Below are 17,500 nucleotides of genomic sequence, written 5' to 3'. Positions count from 1 at the left end.
ATACTCCCTAGTGACCGATAGTGAACCAGTACCGTGAGGGAAAGGTGAAAAGCACCCCGGAAGGGGAGTGAAAGAGAACCTGAAACCGTGTGCCTACAAGTAGTCAGAGCCCGTTTATGGGTGATGGCGTGCCTTTTGTAGAATGAACCGGCGAGTTACGATGACGTGCGAGGTTAAGTCGAAGAGACGGAGCCGCAGCGAAAGCGAGTCTGAATAGGGCGTTAAGTACGTCGTCGTAGACCCGAAACCAGGTGATCTACCCATGTCCAGGGTGAAGGTAGGGTAACACCTACTGGAGGCCCGAACCCACGCACGTTGAAAAGTGCGGGGATGAGGTGTGGGTAGGGGTGAAATGCCAATCGAACCTGGAGATAGCTGGTTCTCCCCGAAATAGCTTTAGGGCTAGCCTCAAGGGAAGAGTCTTGGAGGTAGAGCACTGATTGAGCTAGGGGCCCTCATCGGGTTACCGAACTCAGTCAAACTCCGAATGCCAATGACTTATCCTTGGGAGTCAGACTACGAGTGATAAGATCCGTGGTCGAGAGGGAAACAGCCCAGACCACCAGCTAAGGTCCCAAAGTGCACGTTAAGTGGAAAAGGATGTGGAGTTGCCCAGACAACCAGGATGTTGGCTTAGAAGCAGCCATCATTTAAAGAGTGCGTAATAGCTCACTGGTCGAGTGACTCTGCGCCGAAAATGTACCGGGGCTAAACGTGCCACCGAAGCTGTGGGATGACCGCCCGTCATCGGTAGGGGAGCGTTCTAAGCGCGCCGAAGCGAGACCGGAAGGACTCGTGGAGCGCTTAGAAGTGAGAATGCCGGTGTGAGTAGCGAAAACAGAGGTGAGAATCCTCTGCACCGAAAGCCTAAGGTTTCCTGAGGAAGGTTCGTCCGCTCAGGGTTAGTCGGGACCTAAGCCGAGGCCGAAAGGCGTAGGTGATGGGCAACAGGTTGAGATTCCTGTACCACCTCCTCACCGTTTGAGCAATGGGGGGACGCAGGAAGGTAGGGCGAGCAGGCTGCTGGAATAGCCTGTCCAAGCGGTTAGGCTGCCAGATAGGCAAATCCGTCTGGCGCAAAGGCTGAGCCGTGATGGCGAAGGGACCATCGGTCCCGAAGTCCCCGATCCTACACTGCCAAGAAAAGCCTCTAGCGAGGTGAGAGGTGCCCGTACCGCAAACCGACACAGGTAGGCGAGGAGAGAATCCTAAGGTGCGCGGGAGAACTCTCGTTAAGGAACTCGGCAAAATGACCCCGTAACTTCGGGAGAAGGGGTGCTCTCTTGGGTGATGAGCCCGAGAGAGCCGCAGTGAAAAGGCCCAAGCGACTGTTTATCAAAAACACAGGTCTCTGCGAAGCCGAAAGGCGAAGTATAGGGGCTGACACCTGCCCGGTGCTGGAAGGTTAAGGGGAGCGCTTAAGCCGCAAGGCTGAAGGTGCGAACCGAAGCCCCAGTAAACGGCGGCCGTAACTATAACGGTCCTAAGGTAGCGAAATTCCTTGTCGGGTAAGTTCCGACCCGCACGAAAGGTGTAACGACTTGGGCACTGTCTCAACGAGAGACCCGGTGAAATCATACTACCTGTGAAGATGCAGGTTACCCGCGACAGGACGGAAAGACCCCGTGGAGCTTTACTGCAGCCTGATATGGAATTTTGGTATCGCTTGTACAGGATAGGTGGGAGCCTGAGAAGCCGGAGCGCCAGCTTCGGTGGAGGCGCCGGTGGGATACCACCCTGGCGGTATTGAAATTCTAACCCGCACCCCTGATCGGGGTGGGAGACAGTGTCAGGTGGGCAGTTTGACTGGGGCGGTCGCCTCCCAAAAGGTAACGGAGGCGCCCAAAGGTTCCCTCAGAATGGTTGGAAATCATTCGTAGAGTGCAAAGGCACAAGGGAGCTTGACTGCGAGACGGACAGGTCGAGCAGGGACGAAAGTCGGGCTTAGTGATCCGGTGGTTCCGTATGGAAGGGCCATCGCTCAACGGATAAAAGCTACCCCGGGGATAACAGGCTGATCTCCCCCAAGAGTCCACATCGACGGGGAGGTTTGGCACCTCGATGTCGGCTCATCGCATCCTGGGGCTGTAGTCGGTCCCAAGGGTTGGGCTGTTCGCCCATTAAAGCGGTACGCGAGCTGGGTTCAGAACGTCGTGAGACAGTTCGGTCCCTATCCGTCGCGGGCGCAGGAAATTTGAGAGGAGCTGTCCTTAGTACGAGAGGACCGGGATGGACGCACCGCTGGTGTACCAGTTGTCCCGCCAGGGGCACCGCTGGGTAGCTATGTGCGGAAGGGATAAGCGCTGAAAGCATCTAAGCGTGAAGCCCCCCTCAAGATGAGATTTCCCATCGCGTCAAGCGAGTAAGATCCCTCGAAGATGACGAGGTCGATAGGTCCGAGGTGGAAGCGTGGCGACACGTGGAGCTGACGGATACTAATCGATCGAGGACTTAACCAAAGCGAAAAGTGGAGGCGAGCGCTTAGCGCCAAAAGGAAAATGTTCTTCCGACGAGACATGCTTGCATGTCGACGGAGGAAGGTTATTTTCCGCAAGGCGCTGCGAGCCGGAGCTGGACAAAGCGAAAAGCGTAGGACGCTAGGAGCTAGACAACGGAAAAGCGGAAGCCGCCTATGCAAAATGGCTTCTTCCAAACAGACGGTTATCTAGTTTTGAGGGAACGAAATCCCTCTTGACAAACGTGATGATTGGAATATAATAATAAATGTCCAATTGAGATAATTGCCTAGTGACAATAGCGGAGAGGAAACACCCGTTCCCATTCCGAACACGGAAGTTAAGCTCTCCAGCGCCGATGGTAGTTGGGGCCAGCGCCCCTGCAAGAGTAGGTCGTTGCTAGGCAAGATTTCACTTATAGAGCACCCTGTCTATGAATAAGGCAGGGTGCTTTTTCATTATGCCGGAAACAGCCGCTGCATCAAATATTCATAAAGCAATAACGGTACTTTTTCTGCAGTCAAAGATAAAAATTGAACAATCAATGTATATGCATTACTTGAGTAAGAGTGTAATAACTCACTCCACCATTCCGTTTCATATCGTGAAATCATACTTAAGTTATATAGCAATAAATAATGAGCGATTACTTCCGGAAACATAAATATCTTTTCTCTCTTTATTGGAATGCGGTATGTTCCATTCAAATGAAACATAAATGGTTCACATCCAATTGGCTGTAGTGGCGATTCGATGCCGATGTGAATAAAACGATCTTCCTCTTTCACAAAAGTGGCATTTAAAAAATGCCATTCATGTTCTATGTAATGAATAAAGCGATTTAACGTCATATGATAATGATCTAAAATTTCTATCGGAATCGCAATGGAATTGCAGGAAGAGTTATGTATAACTTCTATAGACAATATTTTTTTATCGTTAAATATGGAAAATGATTCATGTAGTTCGCATATTCTTTGCAGTAACGTAACCATTCGGAATTTTTCTCCTGTTGTTTGTTTCACATGAAACATTTTTTCAGAAAAATGAGTGAACAAGCCGTTTTTTTGTACCTTTACTTCGTCATCTAAAAATTCATATCCTTGTTTTTTTCTTTTTCTTGTTGAGACTCCATGTGCTAAAACGGAAGTAGACTCAGGATAATCTGCATCGACAGTAAGCAGGCAAGCTTTTAAAAGCTGTACCATTCCGTAAAATAAAAGAACAGGCTTAATCGATAAAGGCGCATGGCGTGCGGTTGAATAAAAGTTTTGGCCGTGTTCTAAATAATAAAGAAATGGATAGCAGTTCGTGTAGCTTTTTTGCATAGCATCTTCTCTTTCTTGTTTTACATAGCATTGATAAAGCAGTTGTTGAGCTATATCTGCCGAATGAAATACGATAAATTTGTTTGGAATGTTTCTGTCACCCAACATTTCTATCCCCCTACCATGAATTTTTCAACAAAATAACTGAAAAGTTGAACATTTTCTCTATTCCTTGACAGTAGTTTAACCAGTTGATAAGCTACTAATAATAATTTTCCGGACAAGGGGGAGAAAACATGTGGGAATCAAAATTTGCTAAAGAAGGATTAACGTTTGACGATGTGCTTCTTATCCCTGCAAAATCAGATGTATTGCCTCGTGATGTAGATGTGACTACAAAGTTAAGCGAAACATTACAGTTGAACATCCCGATTATTAGCGCAGGAATGGATACGGTAACCGAAGCAGAAATGGCAATTGCCATGGCAAGACAAGGTGGGCTTGGGATTATCCATAAAAATATGTCCATCGAGCAGCAAGCAGAGCAAGTAGACAAAGTGAAACGTTCGGAGCGAGGAGTTATTACGGATCCATTTTTCTTAACCCCTGAACATCAAGTATACGACGCGGAACATTTAATGAGTAAATATCGTATTTCTGGCGTACCGATTGTCAATAATGAGGAAGAGCAAAAGCTCGTTGGCATTATTACAAATCGTGATTTGCGTTTCATCCAAGACTATTCCATTAAAATCGCCGATGTAATGACAAAAGAAAATTTAATCACAGCCCCGGTCGGAACGACACTAGAAGAAGCAGAAAAGATTTTACAAAAGTACAAAGTTGAAAAATTGCCGCTTGTCGATGAAAACGGAGTACTAAAAGGACTTATTACGATTAAAGATATTGAAAAAGTAATCGAGTTTCCAAATTCCGCAAAAGATGCGAAAGGACGGCTTCTTGTAGGGGCAGCTGTTGGCGTTACAGCTGATACGATGATTCGCGTGAAAAAGCTGGTAGAAGCAAATGTTGACGTCATTGTCGTGGACACGGCGCATGGCCATTCCAAAGGCGTCCTTGAAACGGTGCGTAAAATTCGCGAACAATATCCAGACTTAAATATTATCGCTGGAAATGTCGCGACAGCGGAGGCGACACGCGACTTGATCGAGGCAGGAGCGAACATCATTAAAGTCGGAATTGGCCCTGGGTCGATTTGTACGACGCGCGTTGTCGCGGGAGTCGGTGTACCGCAAATTACGGCAATATACGACTGTGCGACAGAAGCCCGTAAATATGGCGTCCCGATCATCGCCGATGGCGGAATTAAATATTCCGGCGATATTGTAAAAGCATTGGCAGCAGGGGCACACGCGGTCATGTTGGGCAGCCTTTTAGCCGGAGTATCAGAAAGCCCTGGAGAAACGGAAATTTATCAAGGAAGAAGATTTAAAGTGTATCGCGGAATGGGATCTGTTGCTGCGATGGAAAAAGGAAGCAAAGACCGTTATTTTCAAGAGGATAATAAAAAGTTTGTTCCTGAAGGAATTGAAGGGCGCGTTCCTTACAAAGGACCTTTAGCTGACACGATTTATCAGCTTGTCGGCGGTTTACGTGCAGGAATGGGGTATTGCGGAACAAGAAATTTAGAAGAACTACGAGAAAAGACGCAATTTATTCGCATGACGAGTGCCGGATTGCGAGAAAGCCATCCGCATGATGTGCAAATTACGAAAGAAGCACCAAACTATTCTCTTTCTTAATATATGTCTATTGACCTAACTTAGGCGGAGAAAAGCTTCTCCGTCTATTTTTTTGCACTGGAGTGTGTTACAATAACGGTTGTGTGAGGAGGGTGTGACAGTGAAAAACATCAAACATAAAATGTTGATCAGTTTACTTATTATTTCTCTATTTTTGAGCCTGTTGCCATTTCGTGTGGCAAAAGCAGCAAGCGATCCGCTAAATATCGAAGCAGATGCGGCGATACTTGTTGATGCAAATACAGGGAGAATTTTGTATCAAAAAAATATTGATACAGTTCTCGGTATTGCTAGTATGACCAAAATGATGACCGAGTACTTACTGTTAGAAGCAATTAAAGAAAAACGGGTAAAATGGGATCAGCAATATACACCAAGCGACTACGTTTATCGTCTTTCGCAAGATCGCTCTTTATCCAACGTTCCTTTACGAAAAGACGAAAAATACACTGTTCGTGAGCTTTACGAAGCGATGGCGATTTATTCCGCCAACGCTGCCACGGTAGCTATTGCCGAAATTGTCGGTGGTTCGGAACAAAACTTTGTCAAAATGATGAATGAAAAGGCGAAACAATTAGGACTTAAGGGATATAAATTTGTCAACTCCACGGGATTAAGCAATGAAGATTTAAAAGGGTTTCATCCGGAAGGAACGAACCAGAGAGAAGAGAATGTGATGTCTGCCCGTTCCGTTGCCACACTAGCGTATCATTTGTTGAAAGAATATCCAGAAGTATTGGAAACAGCAAGTACTCCTCGGAAAATATTTCGCGAAGGAACCGATGATCAAATTAAGATGGATAACTGGAACTGGATGCTACCTGGACTCGTTCGCGAATATGAAGGAGTAGACGGATTAAAAACAGGTTATACCGAATTTGCTGGATACTGTTTTACCGGAACAGCGGAACGAGATGGCGTTCGTTTCATTACAGTAGTGATGAATGCGAAAAGCAACGGAAAATCGACCATCGAAGCTCGATTTGAACAAACGGAAAAACTGCTTCACTATGGATTTAGCAATTACTCTATCAAAAAGCTATACCCGAAAGGATATCAACTAAAAGGAAAATCGACGCTACCGGTAGTGAAAGGAAAAGAAAAGTCGGTTGCCATCGTAACCGATAAGCCGTTTTTTCTTGTCGTGAAAAACGGAGAGGAAAAAAACTATCGTCCTGTATATGTTTTTGATCAAAAGAAATTAACAGACAAAGGTGAATTAGTCGCACCTATAAAAAAAGGTGAAAAAGTCGGATATATGACATTGCAATACAAAGGCACAGAGGAGTATAGCTTTTTAAGTCCAGAAATGAAAAATAATGTAAAAGTAAATATTGTTACAAAGAAAAGCGTCGAAAAAGCAAACTGGTTTGTGCTTGCAGTGAGAGGAATTGGCGGGCTGTTTGGCGATGTATGGACAAGCGTAGTAAAAACTGTCAAAGGCTGGTTTTAAAAGCTCCTTCCTTTTTAGGGAGCTTTTTTCTATTGTGATTTTTTAAAAAATTGAGGTAAAATAAAAAAATGTAATCATCTATTGTAAACACTGTGGTGTTTTAGGGTTAACCATCACAGTGTAACGGCATAGTGAAATAAGGAGGAATGACAAGTGGCAATTACAGGTACAGATCGTGTAAAACGGGGAATGGCGGAAATGCAAAAAGGCGGCGTCATCATGGACGTGGTGAATGCGGAACAGGCGAAAATCGCAGAGGCAGCCGGTGCAGTAGCGGTGATGGCATTGGAACGCGTCCCTGCTGATATTCGTGCCGCTGGCGGTGTCGCGCGCATGGCAGATCCGACGGTCATTGAAGAAGTGATGAAGGCCGTATCGATTCCTGTTATGGCCAAAGCGCGTATCGGTCATTACGTCGAAGCACGCGTCCTTGAGGCGTTAGGTGTTGATTATATTGATGAGAGTGAAGTATTAACACCAGCTGATGAAGAATTCCATATTGATAAACGACAATTTACCGTTCCGTTTGTTTGCGGTTGTCGCGACTTAGGAGAAGCGGCGCGCCGCATTGCTGAAGGGGCATCGATGCTTCGCACAAAAGGAGAACCAGGAACAGGAAACATTGTCGAGGCAGTGCGTCATATGCGCAAAGTAAATGCGCAAATACGAAAAGTCGTCAGCATGAGTGAAGACGAGCTTGTGACAGAAGCGAAGAATTTAGGTGCTCCGGTTGAAGTATTACGCGAAATTAAGCGGTTAGGCCGCCTCCCTGTCGTCAACTTTGCCGCAGGCGGTATCGCGACCCCGGCTGACGCGGCATTGATGATGCATTTAGGTGCAGATGGGGTATTTGTCGGTTCAGGTATTTTTAAATCGGAAAATCCAGAAAAATATGCGCGGGCGATCGTTGAAGCAACGGCACATTATGAAGATTACGAGCTAATCGCCCATTTATCCAAAGGATTAGGTAGCGCAATGCGCGGCATTGATGTCGCATCATTATTGCCAGAACAACGTATGCAAGAGCGTGGTTGGTAAGTAAAGGAGTAGACGTTATGATGAAAATTGGAGTGCTTGGCTTACAAGGTGCCGTACAAGAACATGTTCGTTCCATTGAGGCGTGCGGCGCCGAGGCAGTGGTCGTAAAAAAAATAGAGCAATTAGAGGGAATTGACGGCCTTATTCTTCCTGGCGGCGAAAGTACGACGATGCGCCGTTTGATGGATAAATACGGATTTATCGAGCCGTTAAAACAGTTTGCTGCAGCAGGAAAGCCGATGTTCGGCACGTGCGCTGGCCTCATTTTGTTAGCGAAACGAATCGTCGGTTATGATGAGCCGCATCTAGGATTGATGGATATTACGGTGGAACGCAATTCTTTTGGCCGTCAACGTGAAAGTTTTGAAGCCGAGCTTTCGATTTCTGGTGTTGCCGATGATTTTATCGGTGTATTTATCCGCGCTCCACATATTGTGGAAGTAGGCGAGGACGTCGAAGTTTTGGCGAAATATGAAGGACGTATTGTTGCGGCAAGACAAGGGCAGTTTCTAGGATGCTCGTTCCATCCTGAATTGACCGATGACTATCGTATGACACAATATTTTCTTAATATGGTGAAAGAAGCGAAAGCATAAAAAGAGTTGCGTTTCAAAAAAGCTTATAGTACATTATTGGTACAAACAGGTATATGAAAATCGCATAGCGCTAAAGCGATGAAAGGAACTAGTAGCAAGGTCGTTTCTCTTCAGAGAGTCGGTGGGTGGTGCAAACCGATGGGAAACACTTGTGAATCCATCCTGGAGTAAAATGCCGAACGCGCAAGCTAGTAAGCATTTTCGGCTTTTCGCCGTTATCGATTCAAGCGGAAGACAGCCTCGTCTTCAATTAGGGTGGCAACGCGGGATTACTCTCGTCCCTTTTTGGGGACGGGAGTTTTTATTTTATAATAATAATTAAAAAAGGAGGTATCGTTGATGCTTGATGTCAAATATTTGCGCAATCATTTTCAAGAAGTAAAAGAAAAGCTTCTAAAGCGCGGCGAAGATTTAACAAATATCGATCGCTTTGAAGAGCTAGACAAAAAGCGCCGCGAATTAATCGCAAAAGCAGAAGAACTAAAAAATAAACGAAATGAAGTATCCCAACAAATCGCCGTATTGAAACGCGAGAAAAAAGATGCTGATCATCTCATTGCCGAGATGCGGGATGTAGGGGATCGCATTAAAGCCATGGATGATGAAATCCGCCAAGTGGAAGAGGAACTAAATGCGCTATTATTGTCTATTCCAAATGTCCCGCATGAATCGGTACCCGTTGGAAAGTCGGAAGAAGATAATGTCGAAGTCCGCAAATGGGGGGAACCGCGTTCGTTTTCATTTGAACCGAAACCGCACTGGGATATTGCCGAACAGCTCGGTATTCTTGATTTTGAACGGGCTGCGAAAGTAACAGGAAGCCGCTTTGTCTTTTATAAAGGACTCGGCGCCCGCCTGGAGCGCGCGTTAATTAACTTTATGCTTGATGTTCATATCGAAGAGTTTGGCTATCAAGAGATATTGCCTCCGTACCTTGTCAATCGGGCGAGTATGACGGGAACAGGGCAATTGCCAAAATTTGAAGAAGACGCATTCCGTATCGAAACAGATGATTACTTTTTAATTCCGACAGCAGAAGTGCCTGTGACAAATTTACATCGCGATGAAATTTTATCCGCGGAAGATTTGCCGATTTACTATGTTGCTTACAGTGCATGTTTCCGCGCCGAAGCCGGTTCTGCTGGACGTGATACAAGAGGGCTTATTCGCCAGCATCAATTTAATAAAGTAGAGCTGGTGAAACTTGTGAAACCGGAAGATTCATATGACGAATTAGAAAAGTTAACAAATCAAGCAGAGAGAATTTTGCAGCTGCTTGGACTTCCTTATCGTGTTGTATGTTTATGCACCGGTGATTTAGGGTTCTCGTCGGCGAAGACATATGATATTGAAGTATGGCTGCCAAGCTATGGAACGTATCGTGAGATTTCTTCGTGCAGCAACTTTGAGGCATTCCAAGCACGGCGTGCTAACATTCGTTTCCGCCGTGAACCAAAGGCGAAACCGGAATATGTGCATACGCTCAATGGATCAGGGTTGGCGATTGGGCGCACGGTGGCCGCCATCTTAGAAAACTATCAGCAGGAAGATGGAACGGTTGTCATTCCAGAAGTACTGCGTCCGTACATGGGAAATCTAGAAGTTATTCGATAAATAAGAGCAGGGCGGATTTGCCCGCCCGCTCTGCCATAAAAGGTGTTGACTTTTATCTTCAGTGATGTTATATTGAATGATGTCAGTACGGAGGAGTACCCAAGTCTGGCTGAAGGGGTCGGTCTTGAAAACCGAGAGGCGCCGCAAGGCGCGCGGGGGTTCGAATCCCTCCTCCTCCGCCATAAAGGAATTGAAAATACCAACGCGCATAAGTGGAGATTGTTATCCGAGACGATTCGTTACATTTTGTAACGAATTTTTATTTTTCCAAAGCAAAAAATAACCGCCTAATAGTGGCGGTTATTTTTTTATACGATAATACTCGTGAATAATCGTTGAAGCTTTTTTAATAATTGGTTCGATGGACTGCTCGTCTTCGACAATATCGTATTCGTTAATGTTTACGCGAAGAACTGGGCAAGCGTTAAATTCATTAATCCATTTCTCATAACGTTCATACATTTCCTTCCAATATGATATAGGTGTTTTCTGTTCCATTGGACGCCCGCGCTCACGAATGCGCTTCATCACTTCCTCAAAACTTCCTTCCAAATAAATAAGCAAATCAGGATGCGGGAAATACGGTGTCATGACCATCGCTTGAAATAAGCTTGTATATGTTTCGTAATCCACAGCCGTCATTGTTCCATTTTCAAAGTGCATTTTTGCAAAAATATGCGCGTCTTCGTAAATAGACCGATCTTGAACAAAGCCGCCGCCATATTCAAACATCCGCTTTTGTTCTTTAAATCGCTCCGCAAGAAAATAAATTTGTAAATGAAAACTCCAACGTTCAAAATTATCATAAAACTTGTCTAAATATGGATTTGTATCTACTTTTTCAAATGAAGTGCGAAAATTTAGTGCTTTGGCTAATGCTTTTGTCATGGTTGATTTACCGACACCGACTGTTCCGGCAATCGTAATGATCGCGTTATCTGGAATACGATATTTTTCACGTAAGTTCATCGTTGCGAAACCCCTTTTACGACAGTTTTTACTCGTTCGAATATGTAATGTAAATCTTCTTCCCGTTGAACGAAATCGAGCAAGTCCCCGTTGAACCGAAGAACTGGAATATGTGGATTTGCTTGTTCGAATAGAGCAAACGCTTCTTCATAATCAGCGGCTAGCTGCTGTAAGTAGACTGGATCTATTCTTTTCTCAAAGTCGCGGCCGCGTTGATGAATGCGTGTTAATAGCGTTTCAAGGCTGGCATGTAAGTAAATGATCATATTAGGTTGAGGTAAACCATCTGTTAAAATATCATAAATTTTTATATATTTTTTATAATGATGTTCTTTTAACGTTCTTTTGGAGAAAATTATATTTTTCATAATATGGTAATCGGCAACAACTGGTTTTTTTTGTTGAAGAAAGTTACGATCAATTTCTTCTAATTGCTTATAACGATGGCAAAGGAAAAACATTTCCGTTTGGAAGCTCCATTCTTCGATATTTTCATAAAATTTCCCGAGAAATGGATTTTCATCGACGATTTCTTTCACTAAATGATAGCGGAAATGTTCGGAAATCGCTTTCGCCAATGAAGTTTTCCCAACCCCAATCGGACCTTCCACCGCGATAAATGGAACCATTCCCATCTGTGCTCCCCCTTCTCCTTAGACAGATAAAATTTATTTTAACACATAGATAAATAAAATCGCACTTGGAAAAACAACCAAGTGCGATTGAAAAAAGTATTATTTACCTTTTTATAACAGTAAAGTTATCTGTTAGCAGCAACCAATTTTGCGGAAAATCTAATCCTAGTTTCCAATAGCTGATTCCCCGTAGGCCGAGTTCTTTTACTAAGTCAAATTTTGCTTGAATCGAACGGGCGTCTTCAAACCAAACTTCGTGTTCTTTTCCGTTTTCGTCCCGATAGCGGAAATGAGGAGCTTGCGCTTTGGTGTCATATTCAATGACGACATTGTATTGAGCAGCAAGACGGATCGCTTGTTGCGGACTAATCGCCCGTGCATATGGTCCACCCGGTACGTATGGAAGTGTCCAATCGTATCCGTATAAGTTTTGTCCCATCATAATTTTAGAAGAGGGCATTTCGGAAATGGCATATTCAATCACCTGCCGAACAGGGCCAATTGGAGAAACCGCCATTGGCGGTCCACCGCTATATCCCCATTCATATGTCATAATGACGACAAAATCAACAATTTGTCCGTGGGCACGGTAATCATGCGCTTCATACCAGCGGCCTTTTTGTGTCGCGCTTGTTTTCGGCGCCAATGCGGTAGACATAAGCCACCCTTCACGTTCAAATCGCCGTTTTGCTTTTCGCAAAAACGCGTTATACGCTTCGCGGTCTTCGGGACGCAAATATTCCATATCAAAGTGAATATCGCGAAATCCGTACTTTTTTGCTGTTGTTACAATGTTTTCTAATAGACGGTTTTGTAATTGTTCGTTGTTTAAAATAAGCGCTCCTAGTTCATCACTAAATTGATCGTTTTCGATATTGGTAACGACCATGATTAAAGTAACGCGATTGGCGCGAGCGATAGATGGGAAATTATTCAATGGAGGTTCTTTGAGTGCTGCATTTCGCTGAATTTGGAACTGAAACGGAGCTAAGTACGTTAAATATGGGGCTGCTTGACGAGCACTTGCCTCCAGTGCTGGGCTGACAGTCGTTCCACGTGGTTCAACATATCCGTTAAACTCGGCTCTCCGTTTTGCATTTGGCGGAATGTATAAACGTTGTCCAATTTGCAGCGGGCTATTTAAGGAAATGCGGTTAATTTCCGCAAGACGCTGCGCAGGAATGGAAAATTTCCGGGAGATGGACCATAAACTATCGCCACGTTGAACCCAATAAAAGCGACCAACAATGGGGATAACAAGTGCTTGACCAACAACAAGATCGTTTGGATTTGGAAGTTCGTTTGCCCGAATGATTTCTTCAGGAGTCGTATTATACGCTTGAGCAATTCCGCTTAACGTTTGCCCGCTTTGTACAACATGAATTTGCATATTATACCCCCTAGTTGCGTCTTCGTTCTTCTTATTTTATGATGGAAAAAGAACAGAAATGCTCGTTTTTATGAGGAGTTTTAACAATGGTAAACGATGAATACTATATGCGTTTAGCTATAGAAGAAGCGAAAAAAGCGGAACAAATAGGAGAAGTTCCAATTGGTGCGATCATTGTTCAAGACGGCCATATTATTGCTCGCGCTCATAATTTGCGGGAGACGGAACAGCGTGCCATTGCCCACGCGGAAATTTTAGCGATTGATAAAGCGTGTAAGGAAGTGGGGGCATGGCGCTTAGAAGACGCGACATTGTATGTCACATTAGAACCTTGCGCGATGTGCGCTGGTGCCATTGTACTTGCCCGCATTAAGCGGGTCGTGTTCGGCGCAAGTGACCCAAAAGGAGGCTGCGCAGGAACATTGATGAATTTGTTGCAAGAAGGAAGATTTAATCATCAAGCGGAAGTGACAAGCGGGATATTAGGAGAAGAATGCGGGCAAATGTTAAGCAGCTTTTTCCGAAAGCTTCGCGAAAAAAAGAAAAATATTGGGCAAAGTTCCAGCTAAATGATCGAGGTCAGTCATTGCATTTTGTTTCAAAAACCGATATACTTATATTGCCGTGCTAAGCGGGGAGGTAGCGGTGCCCTGTACTCGCAATCCGCTCTAGCGAGGCTGAATCCCTTCTCGAGGTTAGTTTGCCGTAAGGTCTGTCTCAAGTAAGTGGTGTTGACGCCTGGGTCCCGCGCAATGGGATTCCGTGAACCCTGTCAGGTCCGGAAGGAAGCAGCAGTAAGCGGATTCTCCCATGTGCCGCGGGGGTGCCTGGGCTGAGCTAACTGCTTGAGCAACGCTTGGGGCAGCTAATCGACAGAAGGTGCACGGCCTACATAAAGAGAACATAGAACTCACTCCTTGCGAGTGAGTTTTTTTATTTCTTATTTTGAAAAAAGGCGAAGACATTATATAATAAATGAGATGAGAAAAAGAGGGGGGCCATTTCGTGACATACCAAGCTTTATATCGTGTTTTTCGGCCGCAGCGGTTTGCAGATGTTGTCGGTCAAGAACACGTGACGAAAACATTGCAAAGTGCCCTGCTTCAAAATAAAATATCTCACGCATATTTGTTTTCTGGTCCGCGTGGTACAGGAAAAACGAGCGCTGCGAAAATTTTAGCAAAAGCGGTAAATTGTGAGCATGCACCGACGGCGGAGCCATGCAACGAATGTCCTGCATGCATCGGGATTACGAATGGCGCCATTCCAGACGTATTGGAAATTGATGCGGCTTCGAACAACCGGGTGGATGAAATTCGGGATATTCGTGATAAAGTGAAATTTGCGCCGACATCTGTTCGCTATAAGGTATATATTATCGATGAAGTACATATGCTTTCAATTGGCGCTTTTAATGCGTTATTAAAGACGTTAGAGGAACCTCCAAAGCATGTTATTTTTATATTAGCAACAACAGAGCCTCATAAAATTCCGCTTACGATTATTTCCCGTTGTCAGCGCTTTGATTTTCGGCGAATTCCATTGCATTCTATTGTCGCAAGGTTGCGGCAAGTTATTGAACAGCAAGGGATAAAAGCTTCAGATGAGGCTTTGTTTGCGATTGCTCGCGCGGCCGACGGCGGAATGCGCGATGCGTTAAGCTTGCTTGATCAAGCTATTTCATTTAGTGATGGAGAATTGTTGCTTGAAGATGTCCTTGCCATGACCGGATCCGTATCTTCCGCGACATTGGCTTCTCTTGTTCGGGCTATATATGAGAAAGATACGGCAACATCATTGCAGCTGCTTGAGGAAATGATGGATCAAGGAAAAGATCCTAATCGCCTTATTGAAGATTTAATTTTATATTATCGGGATCTTTTGCTTTATAAAACGGCTCCCCATGTAGAAGGGGCGATAAAAGGCACAGTTGTTGACGATACGTTTCAACATTTAGCTCAGTCAGTTCCGTTATCTGACATCTACGAAACGATTGAAGTGTTAAATAAAAGCCAGCAAGAAATGAAATGGACGAATCATCCGCGCATTTTTTTAGAGGTTGCGCTGGTGAAGCTTTGCCATCAACAAGCTTCCTATCCATCACCGTCCTCTGAAGAAATTCAATCGCTCGCAAAAAAGTTGGAATATTTGGAAGCGGAACTGCGCCGTTTAAAAGAACATCATGCATCTGTCGCAACAACCGCCCCTGCGCAAACGAAAAAACAAACAAAGACGCTAAAAACAGGAGGATATAAAACGCCGGTTGGCCGTATTTATGAAATCTTAAAGCAAGCGACCCATCAAGATTTATCGCTTATCAAAAGCCATTGGGCTGAGATGCTGGATACATTAAGGAAGCAACATAAAGTATCCCATGCAGCTTTATTGCAGGAAAGCGAGCCAGTTGCTGCAAGCCCAAACGCTTTTGTGTTGAAGTTTAAATATGAAATCCATTGTAAAATGGCCGCTGACAATACGAATTATGTGAAAGATAATTTAGAGGCGATTTTATTTGAGCTAACGAAAAAACGTTTTGAAATGGTGGCAGTTCCTGAAGAAGAATGGAGCAAAATAAGAGAAGAATTCATTCGCGAAAAAGGAGCGAAGCGCGAACAAGAACAGGGAGAAGATCCACTAATCGCGGAAGCAAAGCGGCTGTTTGGTGAGGAATTAATTGAAATTAAGGAATAACCATATTAAGGAGGAAAAAACAATGATGCGTGGCGGAATGGGAAATATGCAAAAAATGATGAAACAAATGCAAAAAATGCAAAAAGAAATGCAGAAAGCACAAGAACAATTAGCAGAAAAAACGGTAGAAGGCACTGCAGGAGGCGGTATGGTGACCGTTATAGCGAACGGTCATAAACAAATTTTGGAAGTAAAAATCAAAGAAGAAGTGGTGGATCCAGAAGACATTGAAATGCTCCAAGACTTAGTGTTGGCAGCAACAAATGATGCTTTGAAAAAAGCAGATGAGTTAGCAGCCGAAATGATGGGACAATTTACAAAAGGATTGAATATTCCGGGATTGTTCTAGGAGGAGTTTTAATGCATTATCCAGAACCAATATCTAAACTAATCGATAGTTTTATGAAGCTGCCCGGAATCGGACCAAAAACAGCTATTCGTCTTGCGTTTTTTGTTCTAACGATGAAGGAAGATACTGTGTTGGAATTTGCTAAATCGCTTGTTGATGTCAAACGGAATATTAGATATTGTACGGTTTGTGGGCACATTACCGATACAGATCCTTGCTATATTTGCAAAGATGAAAGACGAGATCGAACAACAATATGTGTTGTGCAAGATCCAAAAGATGTTATTGCTATGGAAAAAATGAAAGAATACAATGGGCTTTACCATGTGTTGCATGGTGCCATTTCTCCAATGGAGGGCATCGGCCCAGAAGATATAAAAATTGCGGAGTTATTAAAAAGATTGCAAGATGAAGCTGTACAAGAAGTTATTTTGGCGACAAACCCGAACATTGAAGGGGAAGCGACCGCGATGTATATATCGCGTTTGCTAAAACCAACTGGAATAAAAGTAACGAGAATTGCCCACGGTTTACCGGTGGGCGGAGATTTGGAATATGCCGATGAAGTGACGCTTTCAAAAGCCTTGGAAGGACGTCGAGAGTTATAGAAAGAGAAAGAGGTGGGGGTCACTTGTTATGGCGACGGAAAGGCTGGCTAAAAAAGCAATTTGATTTAAAATTAGTAGAAGAATTACAAGCGCTGAGAGACGAATGGTATGAACAGAAACGGCTGATTGAAAAGTGTGTAGAACCTTCAGAAGAAGTACTAATGGCGTTAAATGTTACAGAGGCTAAATACTTTTTTTTAATCCGTGAAGCAAAATATCGACGTGTATCATTAAAGGGAGTGAAATAGCTTCCTTTATTTTTTTTGTTCTTTTTTCCGTCTTTCATCATAAGTTTGTAGTACAAGCAATAAAAAGGAGCGTGGAAAATGGAACCGAAATTTGTACTTATTTTGCTATTATCTATGATTATTGTTTTATTATTAGCAGGAGCACGATTAAAAGCATTAAAATTTTTAGGATATGGGGCGATTAAACTAATCATTGGAGCGCTAGTATTATTTGTTATTAATGCAATTGGCGGAGCGTTTCAATTTCATGTCCCCATTAATTTCATAACAGCATTCATATGCGGATTTCTCGGGATACCGGGAGCGGCAGCTTTAGTCATCATCGAAAAGTATATCGTTATGTAAGGAAGATATGTTTCATTTGTAAGCGAGATGACAAAAAGGCGTTGTTTTCCATCAGCGCCTTTTTTATTTTTTGAAAA

15 protein-coding genes, 1 tRNA gene, 2 rRNA genes, 1 other RNA gene and 1 other annotated feature (1 of these 20 running past the window's edge) are annotated in these 17,500 nt (G+C 43.9%); of the genes, 15 read left to right on the top strand and 4 right to left on the bottom strand.

What is annotated here, in order from left to right:
* Positions 1-2,459: ribosomal RNA gene (locus QSJ37_RS09105) — 23S ribosomal RNA — on the top strand (it extends 476 nt beyond the left edge of the window).
* Between the two features lie 285 nt (positions 2,460-2,744).
* A 5S ribosomal RNA gene (gene rrf / locus QSJ37_RS09100) occupies positions 2,745-2,861 on the top strand.
* Between the two features lie 53 nt (positions 2,862-2,914).
* On the opposite strand, the gene QSJ37_RS09095 is transcribed toward rrf, so the two are convergent.
* Complete coding sequence (locus tag QSJ37_RS09095) at positions 2,915-3,892, bottom strand: YaaC family protein (protein WP_285754845.1); 978 nt, start codon at positions 3,890-3,892, stop codon at positions 2,915-2,917.
* 128 nt (positions 3,893-4,020) lie between these two features.
* Here QSJ37_RS09095 and guaB point away from each other — a divergent pair, with 128 nt between their 5' ends.
* From guaB to QSJ37_RS09065, 6 genes are all read left to right on the top strand, one after another.
* Positions 4,021-5,487, top strand: a complete 1,467-nt coding sequence (gene guaB, locus QSJ37_RS09090) for an IMP dehydrogenase (protein ID WP_012748788.1) — start codon at positions 4,021-4,023, stop codon at positions 5,485-5,487.
* A gap of 121 nt (positions 5,488-5,608) precedes the next feature.
* A complete protein-coding gene (locus tag QSJ37_RS09085; protein WP_285756089.1) occupies positions 5,609-6,940 on the top strand; it encodes a serine hydrolase in 1,332 nt (443 codons plus the stop codon).
* Positions 6,941-7,093: 153 nt separating this feature from the next.
* The gene (gene pdxS, locus QSJ37_RS09080) at positions 7,094-7,978 is read left to right on the top strand and encodes a pyridoxal 5'-phosphate synthase lyase subunit PdxS (RefSeq protein ID WP_062756475.1); all 885 of its coding nucleotides are present in this window, start codon (positions 7,094-7,096) and stop codon (positions 7,976-7,978) included.
* Between the two features lie 17 nt (positions 7,979-7,995).
* Entirely contained in the window at positions 7,996-8,574 is a 579-nt protein-coding gene (gene pdxT / locus QSJ37_RS09075) for a pyridoxal 5'-phosphate synthase glutaminase subunit PdxT (RefSeq protein WP_285754844.1), read from the top strand.
* Positions 8,575-8,643: 69 nt separating this feature from the next.
* Positions 8,644-8,860, top strand: a binding site (T-box leader).
* A 53-nt stretch (positions 8,861-8,913) separates the two neighbouring features.
* The gene (serS, locus tag QSJ37_RS09070; RefSeq protein WP_285754843.1) at positions 8,914-10,188 is read left to right on the top strand and encodes a serine--tRNA ligase; all 1,275 of its coding nucleotides are present in this window, start codon (positions 8,914-8,916) and stop codon (positions 10,186-10,188) included.
* 89 nt (positions 10,189-10,277) lie between these two features.
* Positions 10,278-10,370, top strand: a tRNA-Ser gene (locus tag QSJ37_RS09065).
* Positions 10,371-10,488: 118 nt separating this feature from the next.
* Here QSJ37_RS09065 and QSJ37_RS09060 read toward each other — a convergent pair.
* From QSJ37_RS09060 to QSJ37_RS09050, 3 genes are all read right to left on the bottom strand, one after another.
* Positions 10,489-11,157: a deoxynucleoside kinase gene (locus tag QSJ37_RS09060; RefSeq protein WP_012748794.1), complete on the bottom strand. Its 669-nt coding sequence runs from the start codon at positions 11,155-11,157 to the stop codon at positions 10,489-10,491.
* A complete protein-coding gene (locus tag QSJ37_RS09055; protein WP_285754842.1) occupies positions 11,154-11,792 on the bottom strand; it encodes a deoxynucleoside kinase in 639 nt (212 codons plus the stop codon). Before QSJ37_RS09055 ends, QSJ37_RS09060 begins: the two co-directional genes overlap by 4 nt.
* Before the next feature lie 103 nt (positions 11,793-11,895).
* A complete protein-coding gene (locus QSJ37_RS09050; protein WP_285754841.1) occupies positions 11,896-13,182 on the bottom strand; it encodes a glycoside hydrolase family 18 protein in 1,287 nt (428 codons plus the stop codon).
* Positions 13,183-13,268: 86 nt separating this feature from the next.
* Between QSJ37_RS09050 and tadA the strand changes: the two genes are divergently transcribed.
* From tadA to QSJ37_RS09015, 7 genes are all read left to right on the top strand, one after another.
* On the top strand, positions 13,269-13,751 hold the full coding sequence (gene tadA, locus QSJ37_RS09045; protein ID WP_285754840.1) for a tRNA adenosine(34) deaminase TadA: 483 nt from the start codon (positions 13,269-13,271) through the stop codon (positions 13,749-13,751).
* A 53-nt stretch (positions 13,752-13,804) separates the two neighbouring features.
* Positions 13,805-14,069, top strand: an RNA gene (gene ffs, locus QSJ37_RS09040) — signal recognition particle sRNA large type.
* Positions 14,070-14,187: 118 nt separating this feature from the next.
* On the top strand, positions 14,188-15,873 hold the full coding sequence (gene dnaX, locus QSJ37_RS09035) for a DNA polymerase III subunit gamma/tau (protein ID WP_081189751.1): 1,686 nt from the start codon (positions 14,188-14,190) through the stop codon (positions 15,871-15,873).
* A 25-nt stretch (positions 15,874-15,898) separates the two neighbouring features.
* Positions 15,899-16,222, top strand: a complete 324-nt coding sequence (locus tag QSJ37_RS09030) for a YbaB/EbfC family nucleoid-associated protein (RefSeq protein ID WP_003247376.1) — start codon at positions 15,899-15,901, stop codon at positions 16,220-16,222.
* An 11-nt stretch (positions 16,223-16,233) separates the two neighbouring features.
* On the top strand, positions 16,234-16,830 hold the full coding sequence (gene recR, locus QSJ37_RS09025; protein ID WP_012748800.1) for a recombination mediator RecR: 597 nt from the start codon (positions 16,234-16,236) through the stop codon (positions 16,828-16,830).
* Between the two features lie 23 nt (positions 16,831-16,853).
* The gene (locus QSJ37_RS09020) at positions 16,854-17,078 is read left to right on the top strand and encodes a YaaL family protein (protein ID WP_012748801.1); all 225 of its coding nucleotides are present in this window, start codon (positions 16,854-16,856) and stop codon (positions 17,076-17,078) included.
* A 78-nt stretch (positions 17,079-17,156) separates the two neighbouring features.
* On the top strand, positions 17,157-17,423 hold the full coding sequence (locus tag QSJ37_RS09015) for a pro-sigmaK processing inhibitor BofA family protein (RefSeq protein ID WP_285754839.1): 267 nt from the start codon (positions 17,157-17,159) through the stop codon (positions 17,421-17,423).
* The last annotated feature ends 77 nt before the right edge of the window (positions 17,424-17,500 follow it).

Source organism: Parageobacillus sp. G301 (assembly GCF_030268025.1).
Classification (GTDB): domain Bacteria; phylum Bacillota; class Bacilli; order Bacillales; family Anoxybacillaceae; genus Parageobacillus_B; species Parageobacillus_B toebii.
The sequence above is the reverse complement of the archived record's forward strand: the minus strand, read 5'-3'. Positions and strand labels throughout refer to the sequence as shown.